Source organism: Algivirga pacifica (assembly GCF_039543525.1).
GTDB classification, from domain to species: Bacteria; Bacteroidota; Bacteroidia; order Cytophagales; family Flammeovirgaceae; genus Algivirga; species Algivirga pacifica.
In genome coordinates, this window is record NZ_BAABJX010000028.1 from 37,481 (window position 1) to 64,049 (window position 26,569).

Below are 26,569 nucleotides of genomic sequence, written 5' to 3' on the forward strand. Positions count from 1 at the left end.
AAATGGAAAAGCCTATGCCAATATTCCGGCAAAAGTAGTAAAACTTTTTCGCTATTTAAAGGAGGTATGTCGGTGCTTGGGAGGTTTCATTGTTAGATCGGCTTGTTTTTATATGATCAGTACCTTTTCCTGATTAACTTTTCCCATTCAAAGGAGTTTTGCGTGAAATTTGTAATTTTGGGAGGTTTCATGTAATCATTTCAGTTATGTCAAACAAAAAATGGGAAGACTTACTCGCTTTTTCGGCGTTGGTGCTTACAGCAGTTTTGCTGAATATGCATGCCCACCGATGGATTGTTCGTTGGGATCTCACCGAGGAAAAGCGATTTACAATGCGTCAGGCGACGCAGCAGATGCTTGAAGAACTGCCACAGGAGGCAAGCATAGAAGTATATTTGGATGGAGAGATGAATGCCGATTTCAAGCGATTGCAAGAGGGTATTCGGGAGACCTTGGAGCAGTTTCGTATGCATTCTGCCGGGAAACTTTCCTATCGCTTTGTCGACCCTAATGCGACGAAAGGACGAGAAAAGCAGGAGCTGATCACCTATTTGGTCAATAGCGGTATTCCACAAACCAATCTTTTTGACATTACCGAAAGTGGAGAACGTATCCAGAAAATGATTTTTCCGGGAGCGATTATTCGATATGCGGGAAAAGAAAAAGGGGTGCTTTTACTGAAAGGAAATAAAGGCAGTTCGGCCCAAGAGCAGATTAACCAATCTATTGAGGGGATTGAGTATGAGTTGGCAAGTACGTTACATACGTTAACAGCTACTGACAAAAAGCGAATAGCGTTTATACAAGGACACGGAGAGTTAACTCCTGAAGAAACACAAGGAATAGCGGCAGAAATACGTGAAACCTATTTGTTGGATTATGTTCCTATTCTTCCTCCAGAAAAAATGAAGGAGTATGATGCAATAGTTGTGGCTCAGCCTAAAACAACCTTTTCTCCGTCGGATAAATTCTTTCTGGATCAGTACCTGATGCAAGGAGGAAAAGCCATTCTGATGGCCGATCCTATTCAGATGAATAAGGATAGTATCCCGATGGGAGGGACCTATGGTTTTGGGTATGACTTGAGATGGGAAGAATTGATTTTTCGATATGGCATCCGTCTAAATACTAATTTAGTACAAGATCAGCAGGCCGGAGTATTGGAAGTGGTGACCGGAAATGTAGGAAACCAGCAGCAGGTACAACCCCTGCCATGGCCTTATTATATTTATTTGAATAAGTTTGGTAAGCACCCTATCGTGCGTAATCTGGATGTGGTCTACGGAAAGTTTGTCACTACGTTGGACACGGTAAAAACGAAGGAGATTAAGAAAACACCATTGATGTTTTCGTCCCAGTATAGTAGGATAAAGCAAATGCCGGGGATGGTTTCCTTGGATGAGATCAGAAGGGATAGGGATAAGGAATTATTTGATCAGTCTCATTTGCCGGTAGCCTATTTGCTGGAAGGAGCGTTTACTTCCTTATACGCCAATCGTTACCCTCCATTGGGCTTGACTGACCGAAAGGTGATCGGAAAGAGTCCTCAAACAAAACTAATTGTGGTAGGAGATGCCGATATTATTCGTAACGAGCGAAACTGGAGAACAGGAAAATTAGATCCGATTGATTTTGATCCTTATCGTCAGCAGCGCTTGTCCAATACAGAGTTCTTTATGAACTCCTTGGCTTACCTGACGGACGATAGTGGCCTGATTAGTGCTCGAAGTAGACAGGTTACGTTGAGACCATTGGATCCCTTCAAAGTAACAGAGGATAAGCTTTTCTGGCAGTTATTGAATATTGCAGGGCCGGTGATGCTTGTAATTATTTTTGGAATTGGACGTACGTATTGGAGACGTAAACAGTACGGACAACGTCGCCATTAATCTGTAGGGACGCGCTACAAACGCGTCCGAGATACGTTGGGGTATGAGATCAACATAAAATCAAAACAGCAATGAAACTGAAAGGATTAATCCTATTAAATATATTCTTGGTAGTGGCAATAGGGCTATCGTTATGGGATGGACCTGTATCTACCAATACTACCGAGGTGAGTGATTTGGAACGCTGGATGCCAAGGGATACGAGTGCGATACAGTCTATTCAAATCGAAGGTGTTACGTTACAGCATCAAAAAAGTGGATGGATATTAGAAGCTACTCAGCAAGCGATCAACCCATTGAAGATTAATAGTACCTTATATATCCTTACACAATGGCAGGAACGTTTGCTTTCTCCAGAGCATAAGGAAGAGGCTTTGACTCGCCTGCAACAAAATGGACTGACAGTCTCGATCAAGGGAGAAAAAGGAACAGAGACTTATCAGGTGGTGCAAAAGGATGAGCGTACCTTATGGCTCGGAAAAAATGATACTGCTGTCAAAGAAATCAGTATAGGGGGCAATCAGTTGAAGCTGGAACAGATCTTTAGTACCTCAGCACATTATTGGCAGGATCGAAGAGTACTACCCACTAACTGGGGTAGCATGAAAGAACTTGCCGTAAGGTATTCGGGAGCAGCCAGTCAAAATGATTACCATATCGCCTATAACCCAGAAAGCCGTTTTTATCAGGTAAAACAGGTAGAGCAGTTGGACTCCTTAATGCTTTATGAATATGTGAGGGGGTTGCAGTTACTAGAGTATGAAAAAGCGGTGGAACGTACCTCTCTTAAGGATTCTTTAAGGAATTACACCCCTTTCAGCACCTTATACTTAGAAGACTTATATTCTGGAAAAAGAACCTTAAAGGTTTATCCTATGGGACCTCAGGAAGTATATGTCTGGGAAGAGGAAAAAGGTCAGGTAATGGAAGTGAATTTCCAGCAAATGCAAGATGTTTTAGTGGTACCGTCGCTGTTTGATGCCACAGTTGAAAAAGGAAATAGATAAGTTGTTCATAATGTTTAGTTGAGCTTCGCTCGTTCATAATGTTTAGTTGTTGAATCTCTGAGTTGAGCTTCGCTCCATTATACAGCATCTCGAATAGCATTAGTTTATTGACTGATAGCAATAGACAATTCAACTCAATACGAAGTATTGAAATTCGAATATCATGTAATGGACTCAACAACTAAACACCATGAACGAGCGAAGCTCAACTAAACAACATGAACATAAATTAGATAAAACCATGGTGGGTGTATTTGATTCTGGCTTAGGAGGATTATCGGTTTGGAGAGTGTTGGCTAAAGAAATCCAGCATGAGTCCATACTATATTATGCCGATTCTGCCCATTGTCCATATGGTGGGAAGACAGAGGAAGAGGTTCGAGCGTTGACAAGTACAGCCGTTGATTTTTTATTGGAAAAAGGTTGTCGATTGATTGTGATCGCTTGTAATACGGCTACGGCAGCAGCAATCCATTATCTAAGAGAGAAGTACCCTCATATTCCCTTTGTAGGCATGGAACCTGCCGTCAAGCCTGCTGCTATTGCAACGAAAACAGGAACGATTGGAGTGCTAGCGACCAGAGGAACCTTTCAGGGGGGACATTTCAAAAAGACCAAAGAGCAATATGCTGAAGGAGTTACGGTGATTACCAGGGCAGGGGATGGCTTGGTAGAGTTGGTAGAGCAGCAGGAAATTTATACGCCTAAAGCACATGCCTTGATTCACAGTTATATCGCCCCTATGCTGGATGCTAGAGCAGATCATATCGTTTTAGGGTGTACCCATTATCCTTTTTTGATTCCTGTATTGGAGTCTATAGTAGGCCCTACGGTACAGTTGGTAGATCCAGCTCCTTCTGTAGCCAAAAGAGTCATTACCTTGTATCAGCAACTCCCTCAGTATGTATCCCCCAAGCTTAGACGAGAGTTTTATACTACGGGAGATATGAAGCTGATGAAACACTTTTTGCAAGAAACATTAAAGGTACAGGATCCAGCGGTATATTTTGTTGGGTAGAAATGTCCTACGAACACGTCCAAGCCGTACAATTACTTTGTTGATTGCCTATCGTTTAAAAAATGTTTATGGATGATAGTTGCTTCTCCTCTAGAACCAAAATAATTTTCCACACTCCACACTCCACACTCCACACTCCACACTCCACACTCCCATCAGAAGGCATCTTCAAAATGCTCAATGGCCACAGACTTTCCTGTATCAATAATGGCAATAATGTCAAATCGAACCCTTCCTTGATAATCGGATTGCTGTAGGTAGGCATCGGCAGCACGTTGTATTCCTTTTTGCTTTCGTTTGGTTACACTGGACTCTGGGTAGCCATAGATAGCAGACTTCCTACTTTTTACCTCTACGAAGATTAGAATATCATTCAAGTGGGTGATTAGGTCAATTTCATTTCGGCCAAAGCGATAGTTTTTATCAATAATTTCATGCCCTTTTTGCTCTAGGTATTGAGAGGCGAGCTCTTCCTGCTTTTTTCCTTTTTCAATATTGTTCATAGCAGGAAGTTGTTGGGACAGGCTACACAAATAAAGCGGTTGTTCATGATGTTTAATTGAGCTTCGCTCTATTGCATGGCGTCTTGATTTGAATTAATTGTTGATTGAAGTTTGAGTTGAGACTCATAGAACATATCAACTCGAATCAACGAGCGAAGCTCAATTCAACGATTCAACGATTCAACAACTAAACATCATGAACGAGCCAAGCTCAATTAAACATCATGAACAAAACCTTGGCTAGGTTAAAATAACTCGTAACGGATAATCAGATATGTTATGATTGTGATCAGGTATAGTACCAACAAAGGAGACCCTACTTTAAGAAAATCTTTGATGGTATACCCACCGGGGCTGGCCACAATCATATTTGTTTGGTAACTGATAGGAGTGAGGAAAGCGGCAGAAGCAGCATAGGCTACTCCCAGGTATAACACTTCCCCATCAATTCCGGCTTGCTGGGAAATGGTATAGGCCAAGGGGAAAGCGACAGATACGGCGGCTACGTTGGTGACAAAAGAGGTAAGGAATATGGTAAGAAGCATTAAACCAATTAATATACCTATAGTCCCTAAAGGCAACAGCCATTCCAGGGTATACTCAGAAATCATTTGGGAGGCTCCAGAAGTAATAAATACATTCCCAATGGCCAAGGCGAGTACTAGAACAAAGAATAATTCCCGATCGATGGTTTTTTGTAATTCCCTCAAGGTGATCAATCGGAAAAATAAGGACATCAATACCGTGAGAAATAATCCCTTGAAAAGGCTCAGGTGTCCAATGATCGTCATTCCTAAAATAATGGCCACAGAGCCGATGAACCAGTTATCAGGTCCTCTTCGAACAATTTCCTCATAGTTATCATGGGATAGAAGATAAAAATCCCTACGCAACTGGGTGATAGAAACCAGGTCACTGGAGGCAATAAGCAATACATCACCACTCCTCAGTACGATATCTCCTATACGTCCCTTAAAGGTTGCTCCATTTCGATGTATAGCAATAATGGTAGAGTTATAGGTGGTTTTGAAATCAATATCCCTTACCTGTATACGCTCAAATTCTGAATTAACAGGAATACTGATCTCTAAGATATTAGAGGCCCTTTTCAGTTGGAACTGTGGATGTTTGGCTACCCGAAGATCCTCATTGTTTTCCAATAGGGTGATAATATCCTCCTTTTGTCCGGAGAAAATAATACGATCCTCCTTCTCTAGTCGTATAGAGGTATTCATTACGACGTTAATGCTTTCACCTCTTCGGATAATTCGTACAGGGTTTACTCCCTTAATATCACGAAGCCCCATCTCTCGCATCGTCCGACCAATATAGTGTGACTCCTCTGTGAGGATAGTTTCTATAAAATAAGCACGAACTTTCATTTCTGCCTTTTCCAGTATCATCGTATTACTGTCGAGCAGGTCATAGCCTATAAAATAGAAATAGGCAATTCCTACCAGGGTGACCAATATTCCAGGGAATAAGAAGTCAGTGAATTTCAATACCTCTACGCCGTTGCTTTCCATCAGTCCATTGAGAACCAGGTTGGTGGAGGTGCCAATAAGGGTAATCATCCCCCCCATAATCGCAACAAAAGAGAGCGGCATCAGAAACTTGGAAGGAGCCACATTGTAGTCTTTTGCTTTTTCATATACATAAGGCATAAGCATAGCTACAATGGGAGTGTTGTTGAAGCAGGAAGAGAATACAGAGACAATTCCGCTCAACCGAAGAAGAAAGGAACGGGGTGTCATACAGCTTTTAAAACACTTATCCAGCGATTGATAGGGATTGAACTTTTTTTGGACGACTGCTGAAAGCATAATGACCATAAATACGGTAAGCAACTGTTCATTGGCTAAACCTGCCACCACGGTTTCAAAAGAGATAATATGTAAAGAAAGCAGTAGCGCTACCGCTCCTATAAAGATATGAGAAGGCCTCCGTTTTCCCCATATCAACAAAAGAATCGCAATGGCTAAGGTGAATAGTACAATCCACTTATGTAACGCAATATCTATATCCATTCAGAGAATCTGTAAAAGTCTATTGAATAAGTTTTCAGTAATGTATGAACAAAAGATTGGTTTGAATAATTGCGGATGAGTGCTAATCCCCTTCTTTTCTTTAATACTTCAACAATAAATAGTTCAGGAAGAAGTGATAATATATCCTAAACAGCTTCCCTACATATGTTTTATGAAAATCCTCCGCTTCATCTGCATGTAATGTTTATTACTTTTCCAGCTCAACCATGCTAAAAATAATCTCAAGCCATGAAAAACTATCTATTAACGCTCTTGATGACTACTACTTGTTTGTTGGGAGTATATGCCCAAAACTTACAAGAGGAGCAGCTAGACAGTATTCCCCAATCCATGGAGGTAGTGAAGGAAAGTAGGTGTATTGGAGTTTCTCCGACGCTATCACAACCGTTGTTTACCGGTAACTATTGGGAAGCTACTTTTGCATTGATGCAATTACAGGAAGACAGTGTTTCCAGAAAGGTATTACTTCAACAGCTCCCTCATTTAGGACTGACACTTCCATTGTTTTCACTGGAGCATCATGAAAAGCTGATGAATTGGTTACCTCTATTAGAAAAAGAGTATCGTTACTGGATGGAAGGGATGGGACAGTTTCCTAAGGATAAAGTTAGTTTTAAACGCTTGGTGAGAATGCCCGATGGTAGTATTTTAAATCGTTATTGGGAAAATGTAGAACAAGAAGGGAAACACTATATAGAAGGGGAGTTGGATTCTATCCAAAATGAGCGAGCGATGCAACTTTCTGGGTGGCATAGTCAAGGGCGTTGGACCGATGAACAGGATGAGACGGAACGTTTAGAAATAAGTAGGTTGGTTCCCGTAGATTTAAATTGCCTGTTATATGTGATGGAGAAAACGTTGGCGACTTTGTATTGGCACCAAAAATCCTATGAAAAAGCGAAGTATTTGCAAGGGCTTGCCAAGAAAAGAAGAAGAGCGATCAATGTCTATTGCTGGAACAAGGTGGCTAAAATTTATAGTGATTTTCATATTGATAAACAGTATCCGGTAAATCGATTTACTGCAGCAACTATTTTCCCTTTAGTGGCACAAATCGCCAATGAAACGAGGGCTACACAGATTGCTAAACATCTCCGCAATCACTTTATAGGCTCTACAGGAATCAAGACCAACCTGAAACAAGAGGGAGAGCCATTGCCTTTTGAGTGGCCTCCTATTCAATATTTTAGTGTAATAGGTTTGAATAATTATCGCTTCTATTTTCTTTCCAAGCAAATTGAGCATAATTGGTCTCAAAGTGTTGTCAAATATCAGGAAAGTGAAATGCTGTCTCCTATTGCACAGCAAGTGTTGTCTACTTTCCAAAAGAAGCAGTGACAGTGTTGTTGAATCGTTGAATCGTTGAATTTCACCTTCGGTGAGTTGATTCGAGTTGATTTGTTGAATGAGTCTAGTACATGTCTCAGTCAACAAATCAACTCGAATCAACGAGCAAAGCTCAATTCAACGATTCAACGATTCAACAACGCTGTTTGGCAGTATAATGGTTCTTAATAAGCCGCCTCAACAGTTATTGCCACTCGAAGAATAGCACAGGCCCTAGCAATAATAACATTCCAGCCACAGTGAGTAAAACGAACAGAGGAAGCATAAATCGCAACCATTTATCATAAGGGATCTTACCTATCGCTAAGACTCCCATCGTCACGCCACTCGTAGGAATAATCATATTGGTTAGACCATCTCCCAATTGAAAGGCTAGTACAGCCGTTTGTCGGCTTACACCAAGCAAGTCACTCAAAGGGGCCATAATAGGCATCGTTAATGCTGCTTGTCCAGAGCCAGAGGGCAAGAAGAAGTTTAGGGCACTTTGTACCATAAACATTACCTCTACGGATAAGCCTTTCGGCATTTTTTTGACAGGCTCAGAAATATAATACAAAAGACTGTCAATGATTTTTCCATCCTCGGCAATCAATAATATACCCTTACAGAAAGCGACCACCAGGCAGGCGGTCATCATCTCCTTGGCACCTTCGGTGAAGGCTTTGACCATCGCTCCGCTACCCATCTGACCGATAAGGGCAGAGATTATTCCCAACCCAAGAAACAAAGCGCCAATTTCTACCATATACCATCCATGTACTTTCACGCCCCAAGCCAGAAGTAGCAATGCGCCTCCAAACCCAAATAAAATAAGGATACGTGATGTCGTCAAAGGGATATTCTCAGCTTTCAGCTTACTATTTTCTTCCTGAAGTAGAGCATCTTGACCATACAGTACGCTTTTGGAAGGAGATTTGGAGATGCGCAAGGCATAAAGCATCACAAAGCTAATCGCAAGAAAGGTCATCACCGTCCATACGACCAGGCGATACTGTAAACCACTAAAGGTAGGAATCTCAGCAATTCCTTGGGCGATGCCTATCGTAAATGGATTGTAAAAGGCTCCGGCAAATCCAGCTCCAGCTCCTACAAAAGGAATCGCTACTCCTACTACCGTATCCAATTGCATGGCATGGGCTAACGGAATGGTGATTAGAATAAAAACTAAAACCTCCTCACTCATGCCAAATGTTGCACCTGCAAAGGAGAAAATAAGCATAATGAAAGGGATGATAATCCATTTATATACCGGATGTTGGCTGCTAAACTGTACGAGTTTCTGCAAACCTGCGTTAATTGCTCCTGTGGCATTCAGCATTCCAAAGGCTCCGCCTACAATAAAAATAAAGGCAATCACCTCAGAAGCGGAAGCAAATCCTCTTAATGGAGCCGTAAAAAAAGAAAGCAGTGATTGGGGAGAAGGGGCCACCTCCTGATAGGATCCTGGAACCAGTAGACTCCTTCCATTCACCATAGTTCGATCAAATTCACCGGCGGGAACAACCCATGTCAATCCAATAAATAGTAGCAGGATGCTGCTGACAATCACCAGTGTTTCAGGTAACTTAAATTTCATATATAAATCATTTGTAATGAAGAATAACCAACGTTTTGTTGAGGCCACTTGCGCGGCTGGTTGAGGAGCACTTCGTGCTGTTGAGTTTCACCTTTGGAGAGTTGAGTTTGTCTAGTGAACTGATTGCTAAGTTTCTTTACAGAAAAAGGTATCTGCTCTAAGAGTTCAGTGTAGCCTGTGAGGTCTGGGGTGACCCCGTACGAGCAAGGCGAAACGCTCTTAGAGCAAATACACACTGAACTATAAAAATACTTAGTAATCGATCCAATAGCTGTATTTTCAGTCAAAATCAATCAACAATCCAACAAAACTCAACTCACCGAAGGTGAAACTCAACGAAGCGAAGCTTCACTCAACAGCACGCAGTGCTACTCAACCAACGGCACAAGCTGCCTCAACAACTCAAAGGTGTCTCCTGGAAGATAAATATCTAATTTCAGCCCCCTTGCTCCAAGTTTGTTCCCTGTCGTTGCTTTTGCGTTGGAGGGATTACTGATACAGACTACTTGTGCTTTTCCGTATACTTTGGCTTGATTCCCCTTGGAAATACAAATGGCAGTGGACTCATCAATACCGATAGAATGTAACTGAGGGTACTCAATGGCAGTACTGATGATTCGGTTGTATCGGCTTCTGGCGACAAAGTGCTGATCAATGATGGCTTGTGGCAAGAATCCCAGACCTTCTGCTAGTTCTATATTATCTTTTTCAATAGCAGCAGGGGTAGAGCGATACTCCGAATAATTTTTTTCATTACCGGTAATCATTTGCTCACTCATCAAAGCAGCTCCCGCACTAGTTCCGGCAATAGTACTTCCTTTTTGGTAGGCTTCCTGTAAAATATTCTTCAGATTACTCCCTTGGATACGTTCCATAAAACGGTTTTGGTCTCCCCCTGATAAATAGATCAATGGATAACTTTTGAGGGTTTGAAGCACTTCCGCTGTTGGTAAGGTATCTCCAGCATAAAAGTTATGAACATTGGTGATCCCTAGTTCAACAAACTGCTTTTTGGCATAAAAGAATGCGGTGTCAGGCTCACTACTGGATAGCGGCAGAATAGCAATGCTGTCTTCTTGGGAGATATTTGCTTCCTTGATGAGTGATTGTATAAGTGAAACAGGCCGCTTGCCTCCTCCAATAATAAATAATTTGCCTTGTACCTCAGGCTGTTTACCTGCTTGTAGTAATGTGGTTTTTTCAGCTTTATTTTGACATCCCATCAAAATGGAAAATAGGAATATATAAGAGATAAATTTGTTCATATTTCAATATACTTATTGAATATTCTGATATGCTTGTAAAAAGCTAAATATTCAAGGTGTTAATGTGACGTTTATTAAAAAATTCGTTCACCTATTGCATTTTTTGTAAACGATCGTTAATATTGGGGTAATTCGAATAAACAATATCAATGTTTAAAGATGAAAATAGCTGTGATACTACAAAGTACTGACTGCAAATCACTCCAACTGATGGGACTGCAGCCTATCTTCGATTGCTAGCCACTGGCAATAGGGGGATAGGGAGACGAAATACTCAAGATTAAAACCACTGATCTGATATCTTGGCGGGTAGAATCAGTGTAACTTTTGCTTTGAATAATTCAATTTACTCTATTCTTTAGAAATAATACAAACTTCTAACAGGGAATTTCTGGAACATGGATTTACGCTACTGAACACTGTAGTGTCAGATTTGTATTGTCGTTAGTGAAGGTGCAAATTTTGATGAGGTGTCATATGTGGAGTCTTAAAAAAATCCGAAAATAGTTTGAAAAAGGCTGTTTTTGTAAGTGTTACCCTATTGCCTAAAGATTGTTTGTACAAGACCTACACAATTATTTATAATTATTTCAACTCTAATTTTTCTATGATGAAAAGGCTACTCTCATTCGTTGCTATTATGTTATGCATAGTGGTAACAACGTTCGCTCAGGAGCGAATGATCTCTGGGACAGTGACCGACGGGAGCAATCCACTTCCTGGGGTAACAGTTTTGGTGACAGGAACAACTCAAGGAACAGTGACCAATATTGATGGACAGTTTAACTTGACAGTTCCAGCGAATGCTAAAACTATTGAGGCAAGATTTGTGGGGTATAAGACTATAGTGGTTCCATTGAATGGACAAACGAAATTCTCTATTGCTTTGTCAGAAGATGCCGTACAACTACAAGAAATTGTAGTGGATGGATACTCTACACAGGATATGAAGAAGATGACTTCTACCGTAGCAGTAGTCGATGCAGCTAATCTTCAGCAACGTCCGATGGCAACATTTGATCAAGCATTACAAGGGCAAGCAGCGGGTGTTCAGGTTAGTTTGAATAATAAGGCACCAGGAAGCTCTGCTTCTGTGAAAATCAGGGGTACAGGTTCATTGGCAGGAGCTAACCAAGCATTATTTATCGTTGACGGTGTGCCAGTAGATGGACGTGCTTTTGCAACGCTTAACCCGAATGATTTTGCGTCAATACAAGTACTGAAAGATGCTTCTGCCGTAGCCATTTATGGTTCTAGAGGTGCCAATGGTGTTGTCGTGATTACGACAAAAGCAGGAGAAAGTGGTAAGCCGGTGATCAATGTGAACTCTTATATGGGTATCTCAGAGTCTACCTTCAAAGGCTTTGATATGATGAACTCTAAGCAGAGAGCGGAGTTTGAAGACTTGATTCAGGATGGTCCTACAAGCCAACCACAATGGTACGGTTATATGGGGCAGGAGCCAAATACAGATATTACTTCAGACTGGTTTGGAGAGTTTTTCCGTCAAGGAGTAACACAGTCTCATCAGGTAAGTATTTCTGGTGGTAACGAGAACAGCAAGTTTTACGTGTCTGGAAACTACTATAAAGAAGATGGTATTGTAAGAAAGACAGGAATGGAAAGAGGAACCTTGAGAGCGAACCTTTCTCAAAAATACGATCGCTTCTCTATGGATCTGAAAACGTCCCTTTCAACAGCAAAGATTGACAATGTTTATAAAAACGATGCGTATAACGTATTGACCATGCTTCCTTACTACAGCATGCAAGATGAGAACGGAGAGTACTTGCCATTGGATTACAATGGTAGTAACCCATTTGAGCGTATCGATAAAGGAGAGTTGTCAAATCAGTTGTTAGGAATTATCGCAAGCTTACGCTTGGAGTATGAGTTGGCAGATGGTCTAAAAATATGGTCAAGAACATCGACGAACTATGATCAGGAACTGACAAAGGATATTGTTTCTCCTAATTCATTGTATGGTAAAAATCTAACGCCTGATGGCAAAGGTAGCTTGTCTACGACAACCTATATGGATTATCGAGTAGTAGGAACTAACGCATTGCAATACAATAAGGCGTTTGGAGATCACGGACTAAATGTGGGCGTATACCAAGAGTATATTCTGGAAAATGGATATAACCAAGGGTTCACCGCTTATGGTTTTGCGGATGCCGTAACACCAACATTATCATCACCAGATGTACAAGTACCTGTAGTGAGAGGTAGCTATGATAGAAGACAGACACAATTGTCTTACTTCACGAGTATGGACTATGATTACTTGGGTAAATATATCTTGAGAGCTACTTATCGTCGTGATGGAACGTCTAAGTTTGGTGCCAATAAGCGTTGGGGTAACTTCTATACGGTAGGAGCTGGATGGGTGATTTCGGATGAAGCGTTCTTGAGCAATGCATCGGCAATCGATAACCTAAAATTGAGAGCTTCTTATGGTACTGTAGGTAACCAAGGGGCTGTATCTCGCTACGGTTCATTGGCTACGTTGGCGAATATCAGTTACGCAGGAATGCCAGGGGTATATAGCAACAAGCCTGCAAACCCTGACTTGCAATGGGAAACGTCTTATCAGTTGAATACTGGTTTGGACTTTGGATTCTTTGATGGTAAGCTGACTGGTAGTGCTAACTACTATAATAATATTTCTGAGGATTCATTTATCTATAAGCCACTTCCATATACTTCAGGTTTCTCAGGGCAAACGCAAAATGCTGCCAAGCTACAGAACCAAGGGGTCGAATTGTCTTTGAATAGTGAGTGGAATACTGTGGCAGGGTTTAGACTGAATTTGTTTGCCAATGTTGCTTACAATAAGTCTAAAGCACTAGAGCTAAATGAAGAAGGTATAGAAAATAGAGGGTACGGAAAGCTGGAAATTGATGAATTGGTAAATATTGAAGGAGAGCAGTTGTTCTTGGCTAAAAGCATCAACAAAATTGGTGTTGACCCAGCAACAGGCCGTTTCCTTTTCCGTAACGAAGATGGAAGTATCGTCGATGACTTTACGCAAGCAGATAAAATTATTCTAGGAACTACAGAAGCCCCTTGGTTTGGTGGTTTTGGAGCTACTGCTGCATGGAAAGGTCTTTCATTGTCTGCGCAGTTTAACTGGGAGCAAGGTGCTACGAAGCTGAACTGGGACCGTGTAGAGATTGAGCGTGTATATTACGCCGATCAGAACCACTCCGTGAAACTATTGGATTCTTGGAAAGAACCGGGAGATATCACTGCTTACCCTGAAGCAGGTTCATTCCAACCGTTCTTTGCTACTACAGACCACTGGGAAGATGCCTCTTTCTTGCGTTTGAAGAACGTGACATTAGCGTATGAGCTGCCGTTGACTTGGATTAAGTCTGCAGGACTTAGCAAGGCTAGAATTTATACAATGGCACAAAACATGATGACGTGGACGTCATTCTCGGGTATTGATCCGGAGATGTCGGCACCTTATCAGTCGACCAACAACGCGTCTACTTCTGGAGGAGTGAGTAACGCTTATCCGTTGAGCAAAACTTTCACCGTTGGATTGGATTTGACATTCTAAGAACCAGTAAAAGAGAATAAACATGAGACTAAGATATAAAACAATTATTGCCCTGTTGGCTGCAGCGCCATTCTTAGGAAGTTGCGAAGGCTTTTTGGATGAAGAACCTATAGAGGTGCAAACAGAACTGAGCATTACTTCAATCAATGATGTGGAAACTGTATTGATCGGAGGATATAACTCTTTAGCGGAGGCTGCGGGAGATTACTTATTCCGTAATATGGAAATTCCTGAGTTGATGAGTGACAACCTGTTCAATACACCAAGTACGGGAGGAGGATCATTGACAGAGTTTGCAAATTTCCAATTCACCGTGACTTCTGCAGGATTAACTGCTACTTGGCAAGATGGATACATTACGATCAATAGGGCCAATTTTACGTTGGAGCAGCTGGAGCAATTCAGAGGAGAAGATACAGCTTTGGAGGCTCAAATCGAAGGAGAGGCCTTAGCATTGAGAGCCATGGCACACTTTGATCTTCTGAAAAACTTTGGAACATCATTGGACAGAGATTTTGATGAGGCACATTCAGGGGTACCGGTTATTTTGACTTCAGAAGTGACTTACCCGGAGAGAGCTTCGGTAAAACAGGTCTACGATCAAGTATTTGCTGATCTGGATAAGGCAATTACTTTACTGCAAGGTGCTCCTGCTGATAATGTATATCGTTTTAACGTGAACAGTGTTCGTGCATTGGCATCCAGAGTAGCACTTTATGCTGGAGACTATGCAGCCGTAGTGACTTATGCTGATCCTGTGATCAAGTCAGCTGCTTTGGCAACACCAACAGACTTTTTACAAACATGGATAGCGAATACGGACGCAGATGTTTTGCTAAAGGTATTTGCTCAAGAAGGAACTGTGTTCTTCTCTGGTTATTTTAATAATGAGTTTGCTAGTATCAAGAAACGTCCTTCTCCAGAGTTATTTAATCTATATGAGGATGGTGATATCCGTAAGGAGGCGTATATCAGCCAGGATGCGGATTTGGGAGAGATTGTCGTGAAATTCAAGGATGATGGCAATGAGTCTCGCTCTATCGAAGTGATTCGTATGGGAGAGATATACCTTAACCTGGCAGAAGCTTACCTACGCACGAATAACTCCGGACGTGCACTGGAGCTAGTGAATGCGTTGAGAACAAGCAGAGGAGTGGCAGAATGGACTGCTTTGACTGAGGCTACTTTGTTAGAGGAGCGTAGAAGAGAGTTGGCTTTCGAAGGACAGCGATTCTATGACCTTAAGCGTTTGGGATTGGACTTGGATCGTTCAGCAATGGCAGACCAACCAAAAGTAGAGGTGGTAACCTTGCCTGCAGGAGATAGACGTTGGATCTATCCGATTCCTCGTAGAGAAATCGTGGTCAATCCTAACTTACAGCAATCGGCTGTTTGGGAATAATCAAAATCTTTCAAACAAACTAAAGTGAGCTATACAATGAAAAACTTGAAATATATCATAGCGTCTTTGTTCCTAATGGTGGGACTGGCTGCTTGTGAGGAGCATCAGGATGCTATCTATACTGGACCAATTTCTGTATCTCTGGTAGAAGGAGGTAGTATTGAGTTATCTGAAAGTCCTGAAGAGCAAAACGTATCGATTGAGGTACGTTTGACTGCCGGCGAGGCAGTACAGGAGGATATTACAGTAGCCTATTCAATTGAAGGGGAAGGCTGGCAAAATCGTGTACAGGATTTATCGGGAGGAAGTGTAACTATTCCTGCGGGAGAATACTTGGCTACGATCAACCTAAAAGTGTTGGACAATAGTGACCAAGATGGTGACCAGGAGTTTGCTTTAAACCTAACGGAGGTTACGAATGGAAATGCGATCATTGGATTGGGTGGATCGGAGTCATTCAAAACAATGGGATTGATGGTGTTGGATGATGAGTTTAACCCTTGTGGAGATGTAGGAGCGGCGTTCTTTGGAAAGGACGTAGTACTGGAGTATAGAGATGGTGCTTATGATGGTGATAATGACGGTACAGTAGGGAAACCTTCAGATGCTGCTTGTGATGGATTGCGTATTGTTGGTGATGCCTTGAACTGGGTAAGTGGCGCATTTGATATTCAAATTGATGAAACATCAGGTAGCGTTAGTGTTCCAAAGCAAATCTATCTTTCTGATGGAGATGATTATTGGATTGAAGGTACAGGAACGTATAATCTTACAGAAGGTACAATAACATTAGATGTGTACTATTTAGACTATACAGGAGGTACTGATGAAGCAGAGGTAGACCTAGCGGCTGATGGCTATGCAGGAACTATCACAGTACGTCTGAAATAAGTGAGTAATTGAAATGGTTTTAAAGAAGGGGTCCAGAAATGGATCCCTTTTTTTGATAGGTATTAAATGTTATTGACAAGGGTTCCAATATATAAGCTTTTCAGCCTTTTCCTTTGAGGTCCAATCAACTTAAAACCTTATGGATATAGGAAAGTATATTAACCCATTCACAGATTATGGCTTTAAAAAGCTATTTGCTTCAGAGCGACATAAAAACCTCCTGATCGATTTTCTTAATGAATTACTGATAGGTAAGGAGTCTAACATCAAGGACATTACTTATTTGAAGAATGAACAAGAGGGTGCAGGAGAGGAGGATCGAAAAGCTATTTTTGACATTTTTTGCGAAAATGAAGAGGGAGAACGTTTTATTGTAGAATTACAGAAGGCAAAGCAGACTTATTTTAAGGGCCGTATGGTGTATTACTCTACGTTTCCTATTCAAGCACAAGCCAAAAAAGGAAATTGGGATTATCAATTGAAAGCAGTGTACTCTATTGCTATCCTTGATTTTGAATTGAATGATACAGATTTACCCAAAGAGGATTATTATCATGAAATAGCCCTTTGTAATGTAAAAACTGGCAAAGTCTTTTACCGTAAGCTCTCTTATATTTTCTTGGAAATGCCTAAGTTTACTAAAGCATTAGAGGAGTTACAAACGCATTTCGACAAGTGGATGTATTTGCTCAAAAACCTAAACCGATTGGATAGAATACCTGTTTCATTAAGAGAAAGGGTATTTGAAGAAGTCTTTGAGGTATTGGAGATTGCAAAGATGTTAAAAGAAGAATATATCATGTATGAAGATAGTTTAAAACAATATAGAGACCTGAAGAACAGTTTGGATACTGCAAGAGAAGAAGGAATTGAGATTGGAGAAGAAAGGAGGATGATTAAAGTTGTTCACCAATGCCTTCAGGCAGGAATGAATGAGCAACAGATTGCAGAGTTGTTTCATCTGTCATTAGAAAAGGTAGAAGAACTTAAAAAAAAGAAACATGATGGATGATTGTCATTTGAAGGGTTCCCGAGACAGGACAAAAAAGTTGATCTTTAAACAGAGAATGGGTTTAAGCTACAGAGTTGTTCTTCATCAGACTGGCTACTGAGAAATACCTCACATTTAGTAGGGCGCTTAGGTGACTGGAAATAAATCACCACACGGTGCTGACCAATACCTTTCTCAATTTTATATATAGCTGATAGAGGAATAGTGTATGCTGCTTGAAAAGTATAGTAATACCCTAATAGTAAAAGACAACCTAAAAACAGTAGAAAAGAGGGAATACTTACCCATACAATACTATTGAAGCCTACACACATAAATGTAAGTGCAAGGACTATAAGGGCAATACGCTTGCGTGTAAGGCGATACGACTGAGTGTCGGGAGCATCTTGTAAGGATGCTCCTTTACTGCAATAGATACGCTCAGTGGTAAGTAAGCAATACCCAGTTGTTGTTTTTAGGGTGGCTTGAATTTTTTCCATTTATGAGTTTAATATTTTATCAAATTCTTTGACCAGTTCCAGAGAAGCTTCAATCTCCGCTTTTCGAATAGAAACACTCTCCACATTAAACCCAATTGGAATACCTTTTTCACGAGCATAATTATGAAGTAATTTTGCATTGCGGATACAGAAGGCTACAGATTCCTCCAAGATGTTTTCCGAGTGCAACAGGTCATTTTCTAGCCACTTTGGAATATTCACTCCCAACCATTTCATAAAGTTCAGGGTCTTCTCTGAGCCGCAAGGTGCAAAGGTAAAGATGATAGGGGCTAATGAAATATTATTCTTCTTGCAGTGATAATAATAGTCGGATAAGAAATCCTTGGAAGCTCCTACATTATACACTGCCTGGGAAACAAAATAAGAACAACCCTGCTCCATTTTTTCTACAATACGCAAGTGCTCATTATGTTTGCTCAAATGGCGCTCAGGAATGGCTACACCACCTAGAATTACCTCAGGGTTCACCTTTTTTCTCATGGTATAAGCTTCCGGAAGCTTGATGTTGACAATCTGGTTTTGAGAGGCAGCTCCTACAAATACATTGAATGTATCAAGTCCTTTTCGGTCTGATAGAATAGTATGAAAATCATCTGGAGTATACTTACCAACACAACGGTAAACCACCTTAGGTAAGGTGCTGTCTTTTAGGTACTCATCGGCATATACTCTAGGATCTACAGACTCCATAAAGGGAAAAGGGCGTTTCTCATCTGTGCGGTCTGCTTCGTCTTGGATGTCATAAAGAATAATACCGTCCAAGGGTAAATCTTCTACCTGCTGAAGCTGTCTTTGGGCAATCTCTTGTATGCGTTCAGGAGTATTGGTCTTTTTTGGGGGAGTCAGTCCATAAAGTAAGATATTCCCCGTTTTTTGGATAATTTTTTCTTTTAGTTTAGTCATGTCCTGTGCTAAGATTTTTAGGATGAATTTGTAGGCGTTTGCTTGTTGTCAATATGTGAAATTACTTCTTTGGTAGGATTATTCAAGGACGAAAAACAAGGATTATGTGAAATAACTATATTATTTTGCTCTCAAGGAAGTTTTTACTGTGGTACATGACCTCTAAGGAAAAATATCCCGTTTGGGTTTTGTTCATATTGTTTAGGTGAGCTTCGCTCGTTCATGATGTTTAGTTGTTGACTGTAGACTCTTGCAAACACCTAAACACTATGAACGAGCGAAGCTCACCTAAACACCATGAACACCATCAACGAAGAGAAAAACATAAACGAATGAACGCTAAAGAATCTCCCATCATCAAGGTGATTATCCCTGCGATGAATGAGGAAAAATCAATTGGAAAGGTAGTAAAGGATATCCCTTCTATGGTAAAGGAGGTGATTGTGGTGAACAACCGATCGACAGACCATACGGCTGCTGAAGCAAAAAAAGCAGGAGCTACAGTACTGCAGGAAGATCGTGCTGGATATGGGTATGCCTGTTTGAAAGGGATTGAGTACGTAAAAGCACAAGATACTCATCCAGATATTATTGTATTTATGGATGGAGATTATTCGGATTATCCGGAAGAACTACCCAAAGTGATTGCGCCTATTATAGAGAATGGAGTGGATATGGTGATAGGTTCCCGTGCTTTGGGGCAGCGGGAAGCTGGCTCTATGACAATCCCTCAAATCTTTGGGAATTGGCTAGCAACTACTTTATTGCGGTGGTTCTATGGGGTTCGCTTCTCTGACTTGGGACCATTTCGAGCAATCCGTTATGAGAAATTACTAGCGATGAATATGATTGATAAAACGTATGGATGGACGGTAGAAATGCAGGTAAAGGCAGCCAAACTAGGAATGAAAAGTACAGAAGTTCCTGTTACCTACCGACAACGTATTGGCTATTCTAAGGTTTCAGGTACAGTGAAAGGGACGATTATGGCGGGATACAAAATTCTTTGGACTATTTTTAAATACAGTTTGCGATAACATAAGCGCTGAAATAAGTACTGGGGGATTGTGGATATCACTACTATTCACTAATCACAAAACACTAATCACTAACAACAAACATGGATTGGATTATCTTAGGAGTATACCTTACGGTACTATTCTTTATTTTTTTGTATAGCCTTGGACAATTGCACCTGTTATGGCATTACCGAAAGAAAAAGGTCGACGAAGATTCTTTTAAAAATAAGGAAGTAAAGGATTGGCCTATGGTTACAATTCAACTTCCACTATATAACGAACGCTATGTCGCTGAACGGTTGATAAAACAAGTAGCCGCATTGGATTATCCCAAAGATAAATTACAGATACAGGTATTGGATGATTCTACCGATGATACGGTAACACAAGTAGCGCAATGGGTGGCATATTTTCAGCAGGAAGGAGTAGATATACAGCAGGTACGTAGAGAGGAAAGAGTGGGATTTAAGGCCGGAGCTTTAGATTACGGATTGCAATACGCCAAAGGGGAGTTTATCGCTATTTTTGATGCGGACTTTATGCCGGAGAGAGACTTTTTGAAAAGGATGTTACCAGCTTTTGAGGAAGGTGTGGGAGTTGTACAGGCCCGTTGGGGACATATCAATAGAGATTATTCCTTCTTTACCCGTATGCAAGCTTTTGGGTTGGACGCTCACTTTACAGTAGAGCAAGGTGGCCGAAATGCTGCAGGTAGCTTTATCAACTTTAATGGGACTGCTGGAGTATGGAGAAAAGCTTGTATAGAGGATGCGGGTGGTTGGCAAGCAGATACCCTAACAGAAGATCTGGACCTAAGCTATCGCGCCCAAATGAAAGGGTGGCGATTTGTCTTTCGAGAGGAAGTGGAAGCACCAGCAGAACTACCGGTAACCATGGAGGCTATTAAGTCTCAGCAATTTCGTTGGAATAAAGGGGCTGCTGAATGTTCCCGTAAGCATTTAGCCAATGTGATGGGTTTATCAGTGCCTTGGACTACGAAAATACATGCGCTCTTTCATTTGATGAATAGCTCCTTATTCCTTTTAATCTTTTTGGCATCAGTATTAAGTGTACCTCTTTTATGGGTCAAAGAGTACAATGAACAGGCAGCACAACTCTTCTATATAGGCAATATTTATTTAATAGGCTTTTTATCCATCGCTCTGTTTTATTGGAAAGCTAGTCAGCGTATGCAAACGTTTGATACGGAGCTGAGTAAGAGTTATTTTTGGAAAAACTTCCCATTATTCCTGATGGTTTCTATGGGACTGTCTTTACATAATAGCTTAGCAGTCTTGGAAGGATGGCTAGGGTTTAAATCCCCATTTATCCGAACACCCAAATTTGGTGTGGAGAAAAAAACAGATGCCTTTGCGGGGAATATTTACTTGAAACATAGTATCAGTCTACAAACTCTTATAGAGGGAGTATTGTGTTGCTATTTTCTCTTTGGTATTGGCTTGGGGATATCCTATCAGGACTATGGGTTACTAATTTTTCATGCGATGCTTTCCTTAGGGTTTGGAAGCATTTTTTGGCAATCGATGAAAAGCTGATTCAATTCTTAATGAAGAATGAAGAATGAAGAATGAAGAATGAAGAATGAAGAAGCTTATATCTTGCCTCAACATTTAGCGATTACATAATAACAATAACCATGAAACTACTTTTTACACTTTTATTGATAACCACCTCTTTTGGGGCGGTTGCACAGCAAACCTACTTACATTGTGGTCTTTTGATTGATGGAGAAAGCGATAAGCCTTCAAAAAACATGACCATTATTTTGGAAGGAAAGACAATCAAAAAAGTTCAAAAAGGATTTGTTGTTGGGAATGATGCCGATACAGTGATTGATCTAAAAGCCTATACGGTAATGCCCGGCTTAATGGATACACATGTGCATTTGGAAAAAGAGTTTGATAAAAACTCTTATATGGATCGTTTTACCTTAAATGAGGCTGATATTGCTTTTCGTTCTGCAGAATATGCGAAAAGAACGGTGATGGCAGGGTTTACCACAGTCCGTGATTTAGGAGGTACGGGAGTGAATATCTCCCTGATGAAAGCAATAGATAAAGGATTAGTGGTAGGGCCAAGAATTTATACAGCAGGAAAGTCTATAGCAACCACTGGGGGACATGCTGATCCTTCCAACGGTATGAAGCAAGCATTTATGGGAGATCCGGGACCTGATAAAGGGGTGATCAACGGAATAGCAGAAGCGCGTAAGGCTGTGAGACAACGTTATAAGAATGGTGCAAACACTATTAAAATTACGGCAACAGGAGGCGTATTAAGTGTAGCCAAAGATAGTAAAGGAGCACAATTTATGATGGATGAGCTAGAAGCAATTGTCGCGACCGCTAAGGATTATGGTTTTGTCACTGCAGCACATGCTCATGGAGCGGAAGGAATGAAACGAGCAGTCTTGGCAGGGATTTCCTCTATTGAGCATGGTACAGAAATGACAGAGGAGATTATGGACCTTATGATAGAGAGAGGAACTTACTTGGTTCCCACTATTACAGCAGGAAAAGAAGTAACAGAAAAAGCACATGTCCATGGGTATTACCCAGAGGTAGTAGTCCCAAAGGCAAAGGCTATTGGCCCTCAAATTCAAGGGACTTTCGGTAGAGCATACAAGAGAGGGGTAAAGATCGCTTTTGGTACCGATGCAGGCGTTTTTCCTCATGGACAGAACTGGAAGGAATTTGGCTATATGGTAGAGGCGGGGATGCCACCGATGGAGGCAATAAAATCTGCGACCATGGAGGCCGCTAAATTACTTCGTGTAGAGAACGAACTGGGAAGTATTGAAGAAGGGAAGTTGGCAGATATCATCGCAGTGGAAGGGAATCCCCTAGAAGATATGTCTGTAATGGAAAATGTTTTTTTTGTAATGAAAGAAGGAGAAGTATTAAAATAATTTAATTATATCTCCATATTCTACTATATTTATCATTCAATCTTTTTTACCCTCCCGATGACCTCTGCTACAAGAGTACTCGGGGTACTATTTTACTCAAATATTGCTACTTATGAGATTAGCAAGCTGTCTTTTTTATCTATTTTTTCTCTGGACAAGTATAGCCTGGCCTCAGAGCAAGATTCCTCGATTTGAAAAAATTACTACAGAGCAAGGGTTAGCTTCTACGGTGGTATATGCAATCGAACAGGATCAGTATGGCTTTATGTGGTTTGGAACAGAAGCAGGCTTGAGTCGTTATGATGGATATACTGTCAAGACCTATCAATATAGTCCCCAAGATTCTTCAGGGATCAGTTATAACGATATTGGGTGTTTATTTGAGGATAAACAAGGAAACTTTTGGGTAGGAACCTATGGTGGAGGGTTGGACCTTTATGATCGAAATATCGATGGATTTGTACATTTTAGAGAGGACCCGAAAGATCCACAAGCTTTAAGAGACAATAGTATTGCAGCACTTTTTGAGGATAGTAAAGGAAACTTCTGGGTAGGTACCTCTAATGGTGGTGCCCATATTTTTGATCGAAAGAAACAGGTTTTTCGACGTATTCCGATTAATGGAGAAGGCAGTGGAACCTTGGGTAAAGATGTAAGGGGTTTCGCAGAGGACAAAGAAGGGAATATATGGATTGCAACCTTTGATCAAGGAGTAAGCGTTTATCATCCAAAAGAAAATAACTTCACCTATTTTTCATTGGGACACCTCCCCGTAAAGATTATCAATACAGTGTATTGTGATCGAAATGGGACAATATGGGTGGGTACCAACAGGGGAGGACTTTGTAAGTATCTAGGAGAAGGCAAAGGGTTTAAAGTGTATTCTCCTGATGAGAAGAAGCCTTATACGTTTCCACACGATCAGGTGATGTCCATTCAAGAGGATAAGGAAGGGAAGGTTTGGTTTGCTACCTATGGTGGTGGGGTTGCTCATTATGTGCCAGAAAAAGATCACTTTATTTCTTATGCCTACACAGAGCAACTGGCAGCCAATACGGTGCTGAATATTCACTTCGATCGAGAAAACACCTTATGGTGTGGTACTTATGGAGAGGGAGTGAACTATTATGATACGCGTAAAAATTATTTTTACCGTATAGAAAAAGGTGAAAATGGATTGAAAGTTCCTAGGGTCAATGAATTATTACTTGCCCAAGACAAAATTTATATCGGGACCTATGGCGGTGGATTAAACATCCGAGATAATCAGACTGGAAAATTCCAGTACATTACCGAAACCTCTAAGCCACTTGGTATTGACAATAATGAGGTAGGAGCACTGATGCTTGATAGCAACGGAAGGCTATGGGTTGGAACAGATCGGGAAGGAGTGACGGTTTATAAAGGCAAACGAAAGTTATTTGAGTTTAAGGAAGATAAAGGCAACGAAAAAGCATTAGTCAATAAGTCGATTAATGATATTGTCGAGGATAAAGAAGGAAATATTTGGATGTCCTCTGTGGTTGGTGGAGTAACTGTGTTCAATGCAGCGACAGCAGAATTGGAGAGTTATACGGAAGAGTATCTTATGATGGAAAATGGGATTCGCTGTATGATTGAAGGACCTGAGGGGGATATATGGTTAGGAAGTAGTGATGAGGGAGTTGTAGTAATTGACCCAAGTAATAAGCAAATACGAAAGGTATTTCGTGCAGATGGGGAGAACCCTGTCCTAACGGATAATGGAATTACAGACTTTTATAAAGACCAAGAGGGGAATATTTGGATAGGAACAGTAAAGGGAGGACTTATAAAGTATGCACCATACGATGGGGTGTTTCACCCTGTGGAGCATGAGATGATTATCAATAGCTCTATTCGTTCCATTGAACAAGACCAGCAAGGAGTATTTTGGTTGGGTACATTAAATGGAATTATACGATATAATCCGGCAACAGGAAAGTGTCGTAAATATGATGAAAATGATGGTCTACTGCATAATGAATTTACTTTTGGTGCTAGTGGACAGCAAGATGGAGTGTTGTATTTTGGGACTTTAGGTGGGATTGTTTATTTCGATCCTAGGGAGATTGAACTGAGTGAAGGTGTAGCGGGAATTATTATTACTGATTTTAAGGTATTTAATCAGTCAGTAACCCCCGGTGACAATACAGGAATTCTGAAAAAGAACATCGCATTAGTTGATACGATTAATATAGATTACACACATTCTGTATTCTCTTTGGAGTTTGTGTCTGCCAATTTAACCAATACGAATAGGGTGCATTACCGTCATCGTTTAAGAGGTTTTACGGAGCAGTGGATGAACACAGAGAATAGGCAGGCTACGTTTACCAACCTGAGCCCGGGAACTTATACATTTCAGGTAATGGCCAGTAACCCGGATGGGTATTGGGGAGCACCTAAAAGTACAACGATTATTATTACTCCTCCTTTTTGGATGACTTGGTGGTTCAGGATATTATTACTACTACTTCTTGGCGCAATGGGGTATGGGGTATATGCTTATAGGGTAAGACGTATTTTGGTGCAGAAAAAGATACTTACCGAAACTGTAAGGGAGCGGACCAGTAAAGTGTTAGCTCAAAATGTAGAGATACAACGACAAGCGGAGGAGCTATCCGTTCAGAGAGACATTTTTAAGGATCAATCAGAGAGCTTGGAGAAGTCTCTTAATGAACTGGCATTCAAGAATGAGCAAATCATGCAAAGTTTAGCTTATGCGGAGACGATTCAACAGGCCTTTATGCCAAGTGAGGAGCAAATGAAGGAGACGCTTAAAGACTATTTTTTGCTCTACAAGGCAAAAGATATTATTTCAGGAGACTTCTATTGGGTAGCCAAAGAAGAGGATTACACCTTCGTTGCAGTGGTAGATTGTACTGGACATGGTGTACCTGGAGGCCTAATGTCTATGATCGGAACAAACTTGTTAAATAAAGCGGTTAAGGAAAGAAAGCTACTGGACCCTGAAAAGATATTAGATTATTTAAAAGAGGAAATTTATTATTCCCTTAAACAGGATCAAGGGAATAATACGGATGGTATGGACATCGCTCTTTGTCGTTTGAAGCAGGAAGAGGGGCAGTGGAAGATGGTATTTGCAGGATCTAAATCACATATTTACTGTTACTCCAAGGAGAGTAAACAAATGAAACGTCTGAAAGGCGATAGCCTTAGAATAGGTGGACGCTGGAAGAAATCCCGAGATCGCCGATTTAATGCACAGACTTGGACCTTGAGTCAAGGAGATATTTTATACTTGGTCACTGATGGTATTGTCGACCAGAATAATGAGAGTAATCAGCGATTCCGTTCGTTCAGATTAGAGCAATTGCTAGAAACCTGTTCACAGGTGGAGACAATGGAAAAGCAAAAGATGTTGGTAGAGCGCATTTTTCAGGATTTTGTCGGAGATACACTACAGCGGGACGATATTACCTTATTGGGTATTCGGATGATATAATGTTTATCGTTTAAAAAAGGTTTACGGGCGCCATGCAATGGTTATTGCTTATCGTTTGAAAAATGTTAAAAATATTCATAGGGTATTGCAAGTTGTTTCGAGTTAAAATAACTTTCTTAAAAGAGATAATTGATAATTGATAATTGATAATTGATAATTGATAATTGATAATGGCTTTGTTGCAACGAGTCTATACTCTCTAAGG

General features: G+C 40.8%; 18 protein-coding genes. 12 read left to right on the forward strand and 6 right to left on the reverse strand.

Annotated features, from left to right (window positions below; all coding sequences use genetic code 11):
- Window positions 1-206 precede the first annotated feature (206 nt).
- The 3 genes from gldG to murI all read left to right on the forward strand — a co-directional run bounded on the left by gldG (window position 207) and on the right by murI (window position 3,914).
- A complete protein-coding gene (gldG, locus tag ABD985_RS09335) occupies window positions 207-1,889 on the forward strand; it encodes a gliding motility-associated ABC transporter substrate-binding protein GldG (protein ID WP_345371165.1) in 1,683 nt (560 codons plus the stop codon).
- A 71-nt stretch (window positions 1,890-1,960) separates the two neighbouring features.
- Window positions 1,961-2,896: a hypothetical protein gene (locus tag ABD985_RS09340; protein WP_345371166.1), complete on the forward strand. Its 936-nt coding sequence runs from the start codon at window positions 1,961-1,963 to the stop codon at window positions 2,894-2,896.
- Between the two features lie 190 nt (window positions 2,897-3,086).
- Window positions 3,087-3,914, forward strand: coding sequence for a glutamate racemase (murI, locus tag ABD985_RS09345; RefSeq protein WP_345371167.1), 828 nt, complete (start codon window positions 3,087-3,089; stop codon window positions 3,912-3,914).
- Window positions 3,915-4,069: 155 nt separating this feature from the next.
- Here murI and ABD985_RS09350 read toward each other — a convergent pair whose 3' ends face one another.
- Together ABD985_RS09350 and ABD985_RS09355 are read right to left on the reverse strand one after the other, a co-directional pair.
- Window positions 4,070-4,417 (reverse strand): YraN family protein, encoded by a 348-nt coding sequence (locus tag ABD985_RS09350; protein ID WP_345371168.1) that lies wholly within the window; start codon window positions 4,415-4,417, stop codon window positions 4,070-4,072.
- 245 nt (window positions 4,418-4,662) lie between these two features.
- Window positions 4,663-6,444, reverse strand: coding sequence for an SLC13 family permease (locus ABD985_RS09355; protein WP_345371169.1), 1,782 nt, complete (start codon window positions 6,442-6,444; stop codon window positions 4,663-4,665).
- A 249-nt stretch (window positions 6,445-6,693) separates the two neighbouring features.
- Between ABD985_RS09355 and ABD985_RS09360 the strand changes: the two genes are divergently transcribed.
- Window positions 6,694-7,803, forward strand: a complete 1,110-nt coding sequence (locus tag ABD985_RS09360; protein ID WP_345371171.1) for a trehalase family glycosidase — start codon at window positions 6,694-6,696, stop codon at window positions 7,801-7,803.
- A gap of 193 nt (window positions 7,804-7,996) precedes the next feature.
- On the opposite strand, the gene ABD985_RS09365 is transcribed toward ABD985_RS09360, so the two are convergent.
- Both ABD985_RS09365 and ABD985_RS09370 read right to left on the reverse strand, forming a co-directional pair.
- Window positions 7,997-9,388 carry a YfcC family protein gene (locus ABD985_RS09365; protein WP_345371173.1) on the reverse strand — a complete coding sequence of 464 codons (1,392 nt, stop codon included), beginning with the start codon at window positions 9,386-9,388 and terminating at the stop codon, window positions 7,997-7,999.
- A gap of 368 nt (window positions 9,389-9,756) precedes the next feature.
- On the reverse strand, window positions 9,757-10,653 hold the full coding sequence (locus ABD985_RS09370; protein ID WP_345371174.1) for a cyanophycinase: 897 nt from the start codon (window positions 10,651-10,653) through the stop codon (window positions 9,757-9,759).
- Window positions 10,654-11,260: 607 nt separating this feature from the next.
- On the opposite strand from ABD985_RS09370, the gene ABD985_RS09375 reads away from it, so the two are divergent.
- The 4 genes from ABD985_RS09375 to ABD985_RS09390 all read left to right on the forward strand — a co-directional run bounded on the left by ABD985_RS09375 (window position 11,261) and on the right by ABD985_RS09390 (window position 17,526).
- A complete protein-coding gene (locus ABD985_RS09375; RefSeq protein WP_345371175.1) occupies window positions 11,261-14,221 on the forward strand; it encodes a SusC/RagA family TonB-linked outer membrane protein in 2,961 nt (986 codons plus the stop codon).
- A gap of 22 nt (window positions 14,222-14,243) precedes the next feature.
- Entirely contained in the window at window positions 14,244-15,623 is a 1,380-nt protein-coding gene (locus ABD985_RS09380) for a RagB/SusD family nutrient uptake outer membrane protein (RefSeq protein WP_345371177.1), read from the forward strand.
- A gap of 45 nt (window positions 15,624-15,668) precedes the next feature.
- The gene (locus tag ABD985_RS09385) at window positions 15,669-16,514 is read left to right on the forward strand and encodes a hypothetical protein (protein ID WP_345371179.1); all 846 of its coding nucleotides are present in this window, start codon (window positions 15,669-15,671) and stop codon (window positions 16,512-16,514) included.
- A 139-nt stretch (window positions 16,515-16,653) separates the two neighbouring features.
- A complete protein-coding gene (locus tag ABD985_RS09390) occupies window positions 16,654-17,526 on the forward strand; it encodes an Rpn family recombination-promoting nuclease/putative transposase (protein WP_345371181.1) in 873 nt (290 codons plus the stop codon).
- 44 nt (window positions 17,527-17,570) lie between these two features.
- Here ABD985_RS09390 and ABD985_RS09395 read toward each other — a convergent pair whose 3' ends face one another.
- Window positions 17,571-18,005 carry a hypothetical protein gene (locus tag ABD985_RS09395; RefSeq protein ID WP_345371183.1) on the reverse strand — a complete coding sequence of 145 codons (435 nt, stop codon included), beginning with the start codon at window positions 18,003-18,005 and terminating at the stop codon, window positions 17,571-17,573.
- Entirely contained in the window at window positions 18,006-18,929 is a 924-nt protein-coding gene (locus ABD985_RS09400; RefSeq protein WP_345371185.1) for a methylenetetrahydrofolate reductase, read from the reverse strand.
- A gap of 332 nt (window positions 18,930-19,261) precedes the next feature.
- On the opposite strand from ABD985_RS09400, the gene ABD985_RS09405 reads away from it, so the two are divergent.
- The 4 genes from ABD985_RS09405 (at window position 19,262) to ABD985_RS09420 (ending at window position 26,364) form a co-directional block, all read left to right on the forward strand.
- Window positions 19,262-19,966, forward strand: a complete 705-nt coding sequence (locus ABD985_RS09405) for a glycosyltransferase family 2 protein (protein WP_345371187.1) — start codon at window positions 19,262-19,264, stop codon at window positions 19,964-19,966.
- 83 nt (window positions 19,967-20,049) lie between these two features.
- Entirely contained in the window at window positions 20,050-21,504 is a 1,455-nt protein-coding gene (locus tag ABD985_RS09410; protein WP_345371189.1) for a cellulose synthase family protein, read from the forward strand.
- Between the two features lie 101 nt (window positions 21,505-21,605).
- Window positions 21,606-22,877, forward strand: a complete 1,272-nt coding sequence (locus ABD985_RS09415; protein ID WP_345371191.1) for a metal-dependent hydrolase family protein — start codon at window positions 21,606-21,608, stop codon at window positions 22,875-22,877.
- A 112-nt stretch (window positions 22,878-22,989) separates the two neighbouring features.
- Window positions 22,990-26,364, forward strand: a complete 3,375-nt coding sequence (locus ABD985_RS09420) for a two-component regulator propeller domain-containing protein (RefSeq protein ID WP_345371193.1) — start codon at window positions 22,990-22,992, stop codon at window positions 26,362-26,364.
- The last annotated feature ends 205 nt before the right edge of the window (window positions 26,365-26,569 follow it).

Bases quoted from the DNA above. Each gene is read 5' to 3' on its own strand.
- ABD985_RS09375 (WP_345371175.1), top strand. From the start codon at position 11,261: ATGATGAAAAGGCTACTCTCATTCGTTGCTATTATGTTATGCATAGTG.
- ABD985_RS09340 (WP_345371166.1), top strand. From the start codon at position 1,961: ATGAAACTGAAAGGATTAATCCTATTAAATATATTCTTGGTAGTGGCA.
- ABD985_RS09405 (WP_345371187.1), top strand. From the start codon at position 19,262: ATGAACGCTAAAGAATCTCCCATCATCAAGGTGATTATCCCTGCGATG.
- ABD985_RS09420 (WP_345371193.1), top strand. From the start codon at position 22,990: ATGAGATTAGCAAGCTGTCTTTTTTATCTATTTTTTCTCTGGACAAGT.
- ABD985_RS09390 (WP_345371181.1), top strand. From the start codon at position 16,654: ATGGATATAGGAAAGTATATTAACCCATTCACAGATTATGGCTTTAAA.
- ABD985_RS09360 (WP_345371171.1), top strand. From the start codon at position 6,694: ATGAAAAACTATCTATTAACGCTCTTGATGACTACTACTTGTTTGTTG.
- ABD985_RS09355 (WP_345371169.1), bottom strand. From the start codon at position 6,444: ATGGATATAGATATTGCGTTACATAAGTGGATTGTACTATTCACCTTA.
- ABD985_RS09365 (WP_345371173.1), bottom strand. From the start codon at position 9,388: ATGAAATTTAAGTTACCTGAAACACTGGTGATTGTCAGCAGCATCCTG.
- ABD985_RS09350 (WP_345371168.1), bottom strand. From the start codon at position 4,417: ATGAACAATATTGAAAAAGGAAAAAAGCAGGAAGAGCTCGCCTCTCAA.
- ABD985_RS09415 (WP_345371191.1), top strand. From the start codon at position 21,606: ATGAAACTACTTTTTACACTTTTATTGATAACCACCTCTTTTGGGGCG.
- ABD985_RS09410 (WP_345371189.1), top strand. From the start codon at position 20,050: ATGGATTGGATTATCTTAGGAGTATACCTTACGGTACTATTCTTTATT.
- ABD985_RS09395 (WP_345371183.1), bottom strand. From the start codon at position 18,005: ATGGAAAAAATTCAAGCCACCCTAAAAACAACAACTGGGTATTGCTTA.
- murI (WP_345371167.1), top strand. From the start codon at position 3,087: ATGAACGAGCGAAGCTCAACTAAACAACATGAACATAAATTAGATAAA.
- ABD985_RS09380 (WP_345371177.1), top strand. From the start codon at position 14,244: ATGAGACTAAGATATAAAACAATTATTGCCCTGTTGGCTGCAGCGCCA.
- ABD985_RS09370 (WP_345371174.1), bottom strand. From the start codon at position 10,653: ATGAACAAATTTATCTCTTATATATTCCTATTTTCCATTTTGATGGGA.
- ABD985_RS09400 (WP_345371185.1), bottom strand. From the start codon at position 18,929: ATGACTAAACTAAAAGAAAAAATTATCCAAAAAACGGGGAATATCTTA.
- gldG (WP_345371165.1), top strand. From the start codon at position 207: ATGTCAAACAAAAAATGGGAAGACTTACTCGCTTTTTCGGCGTTGGTG.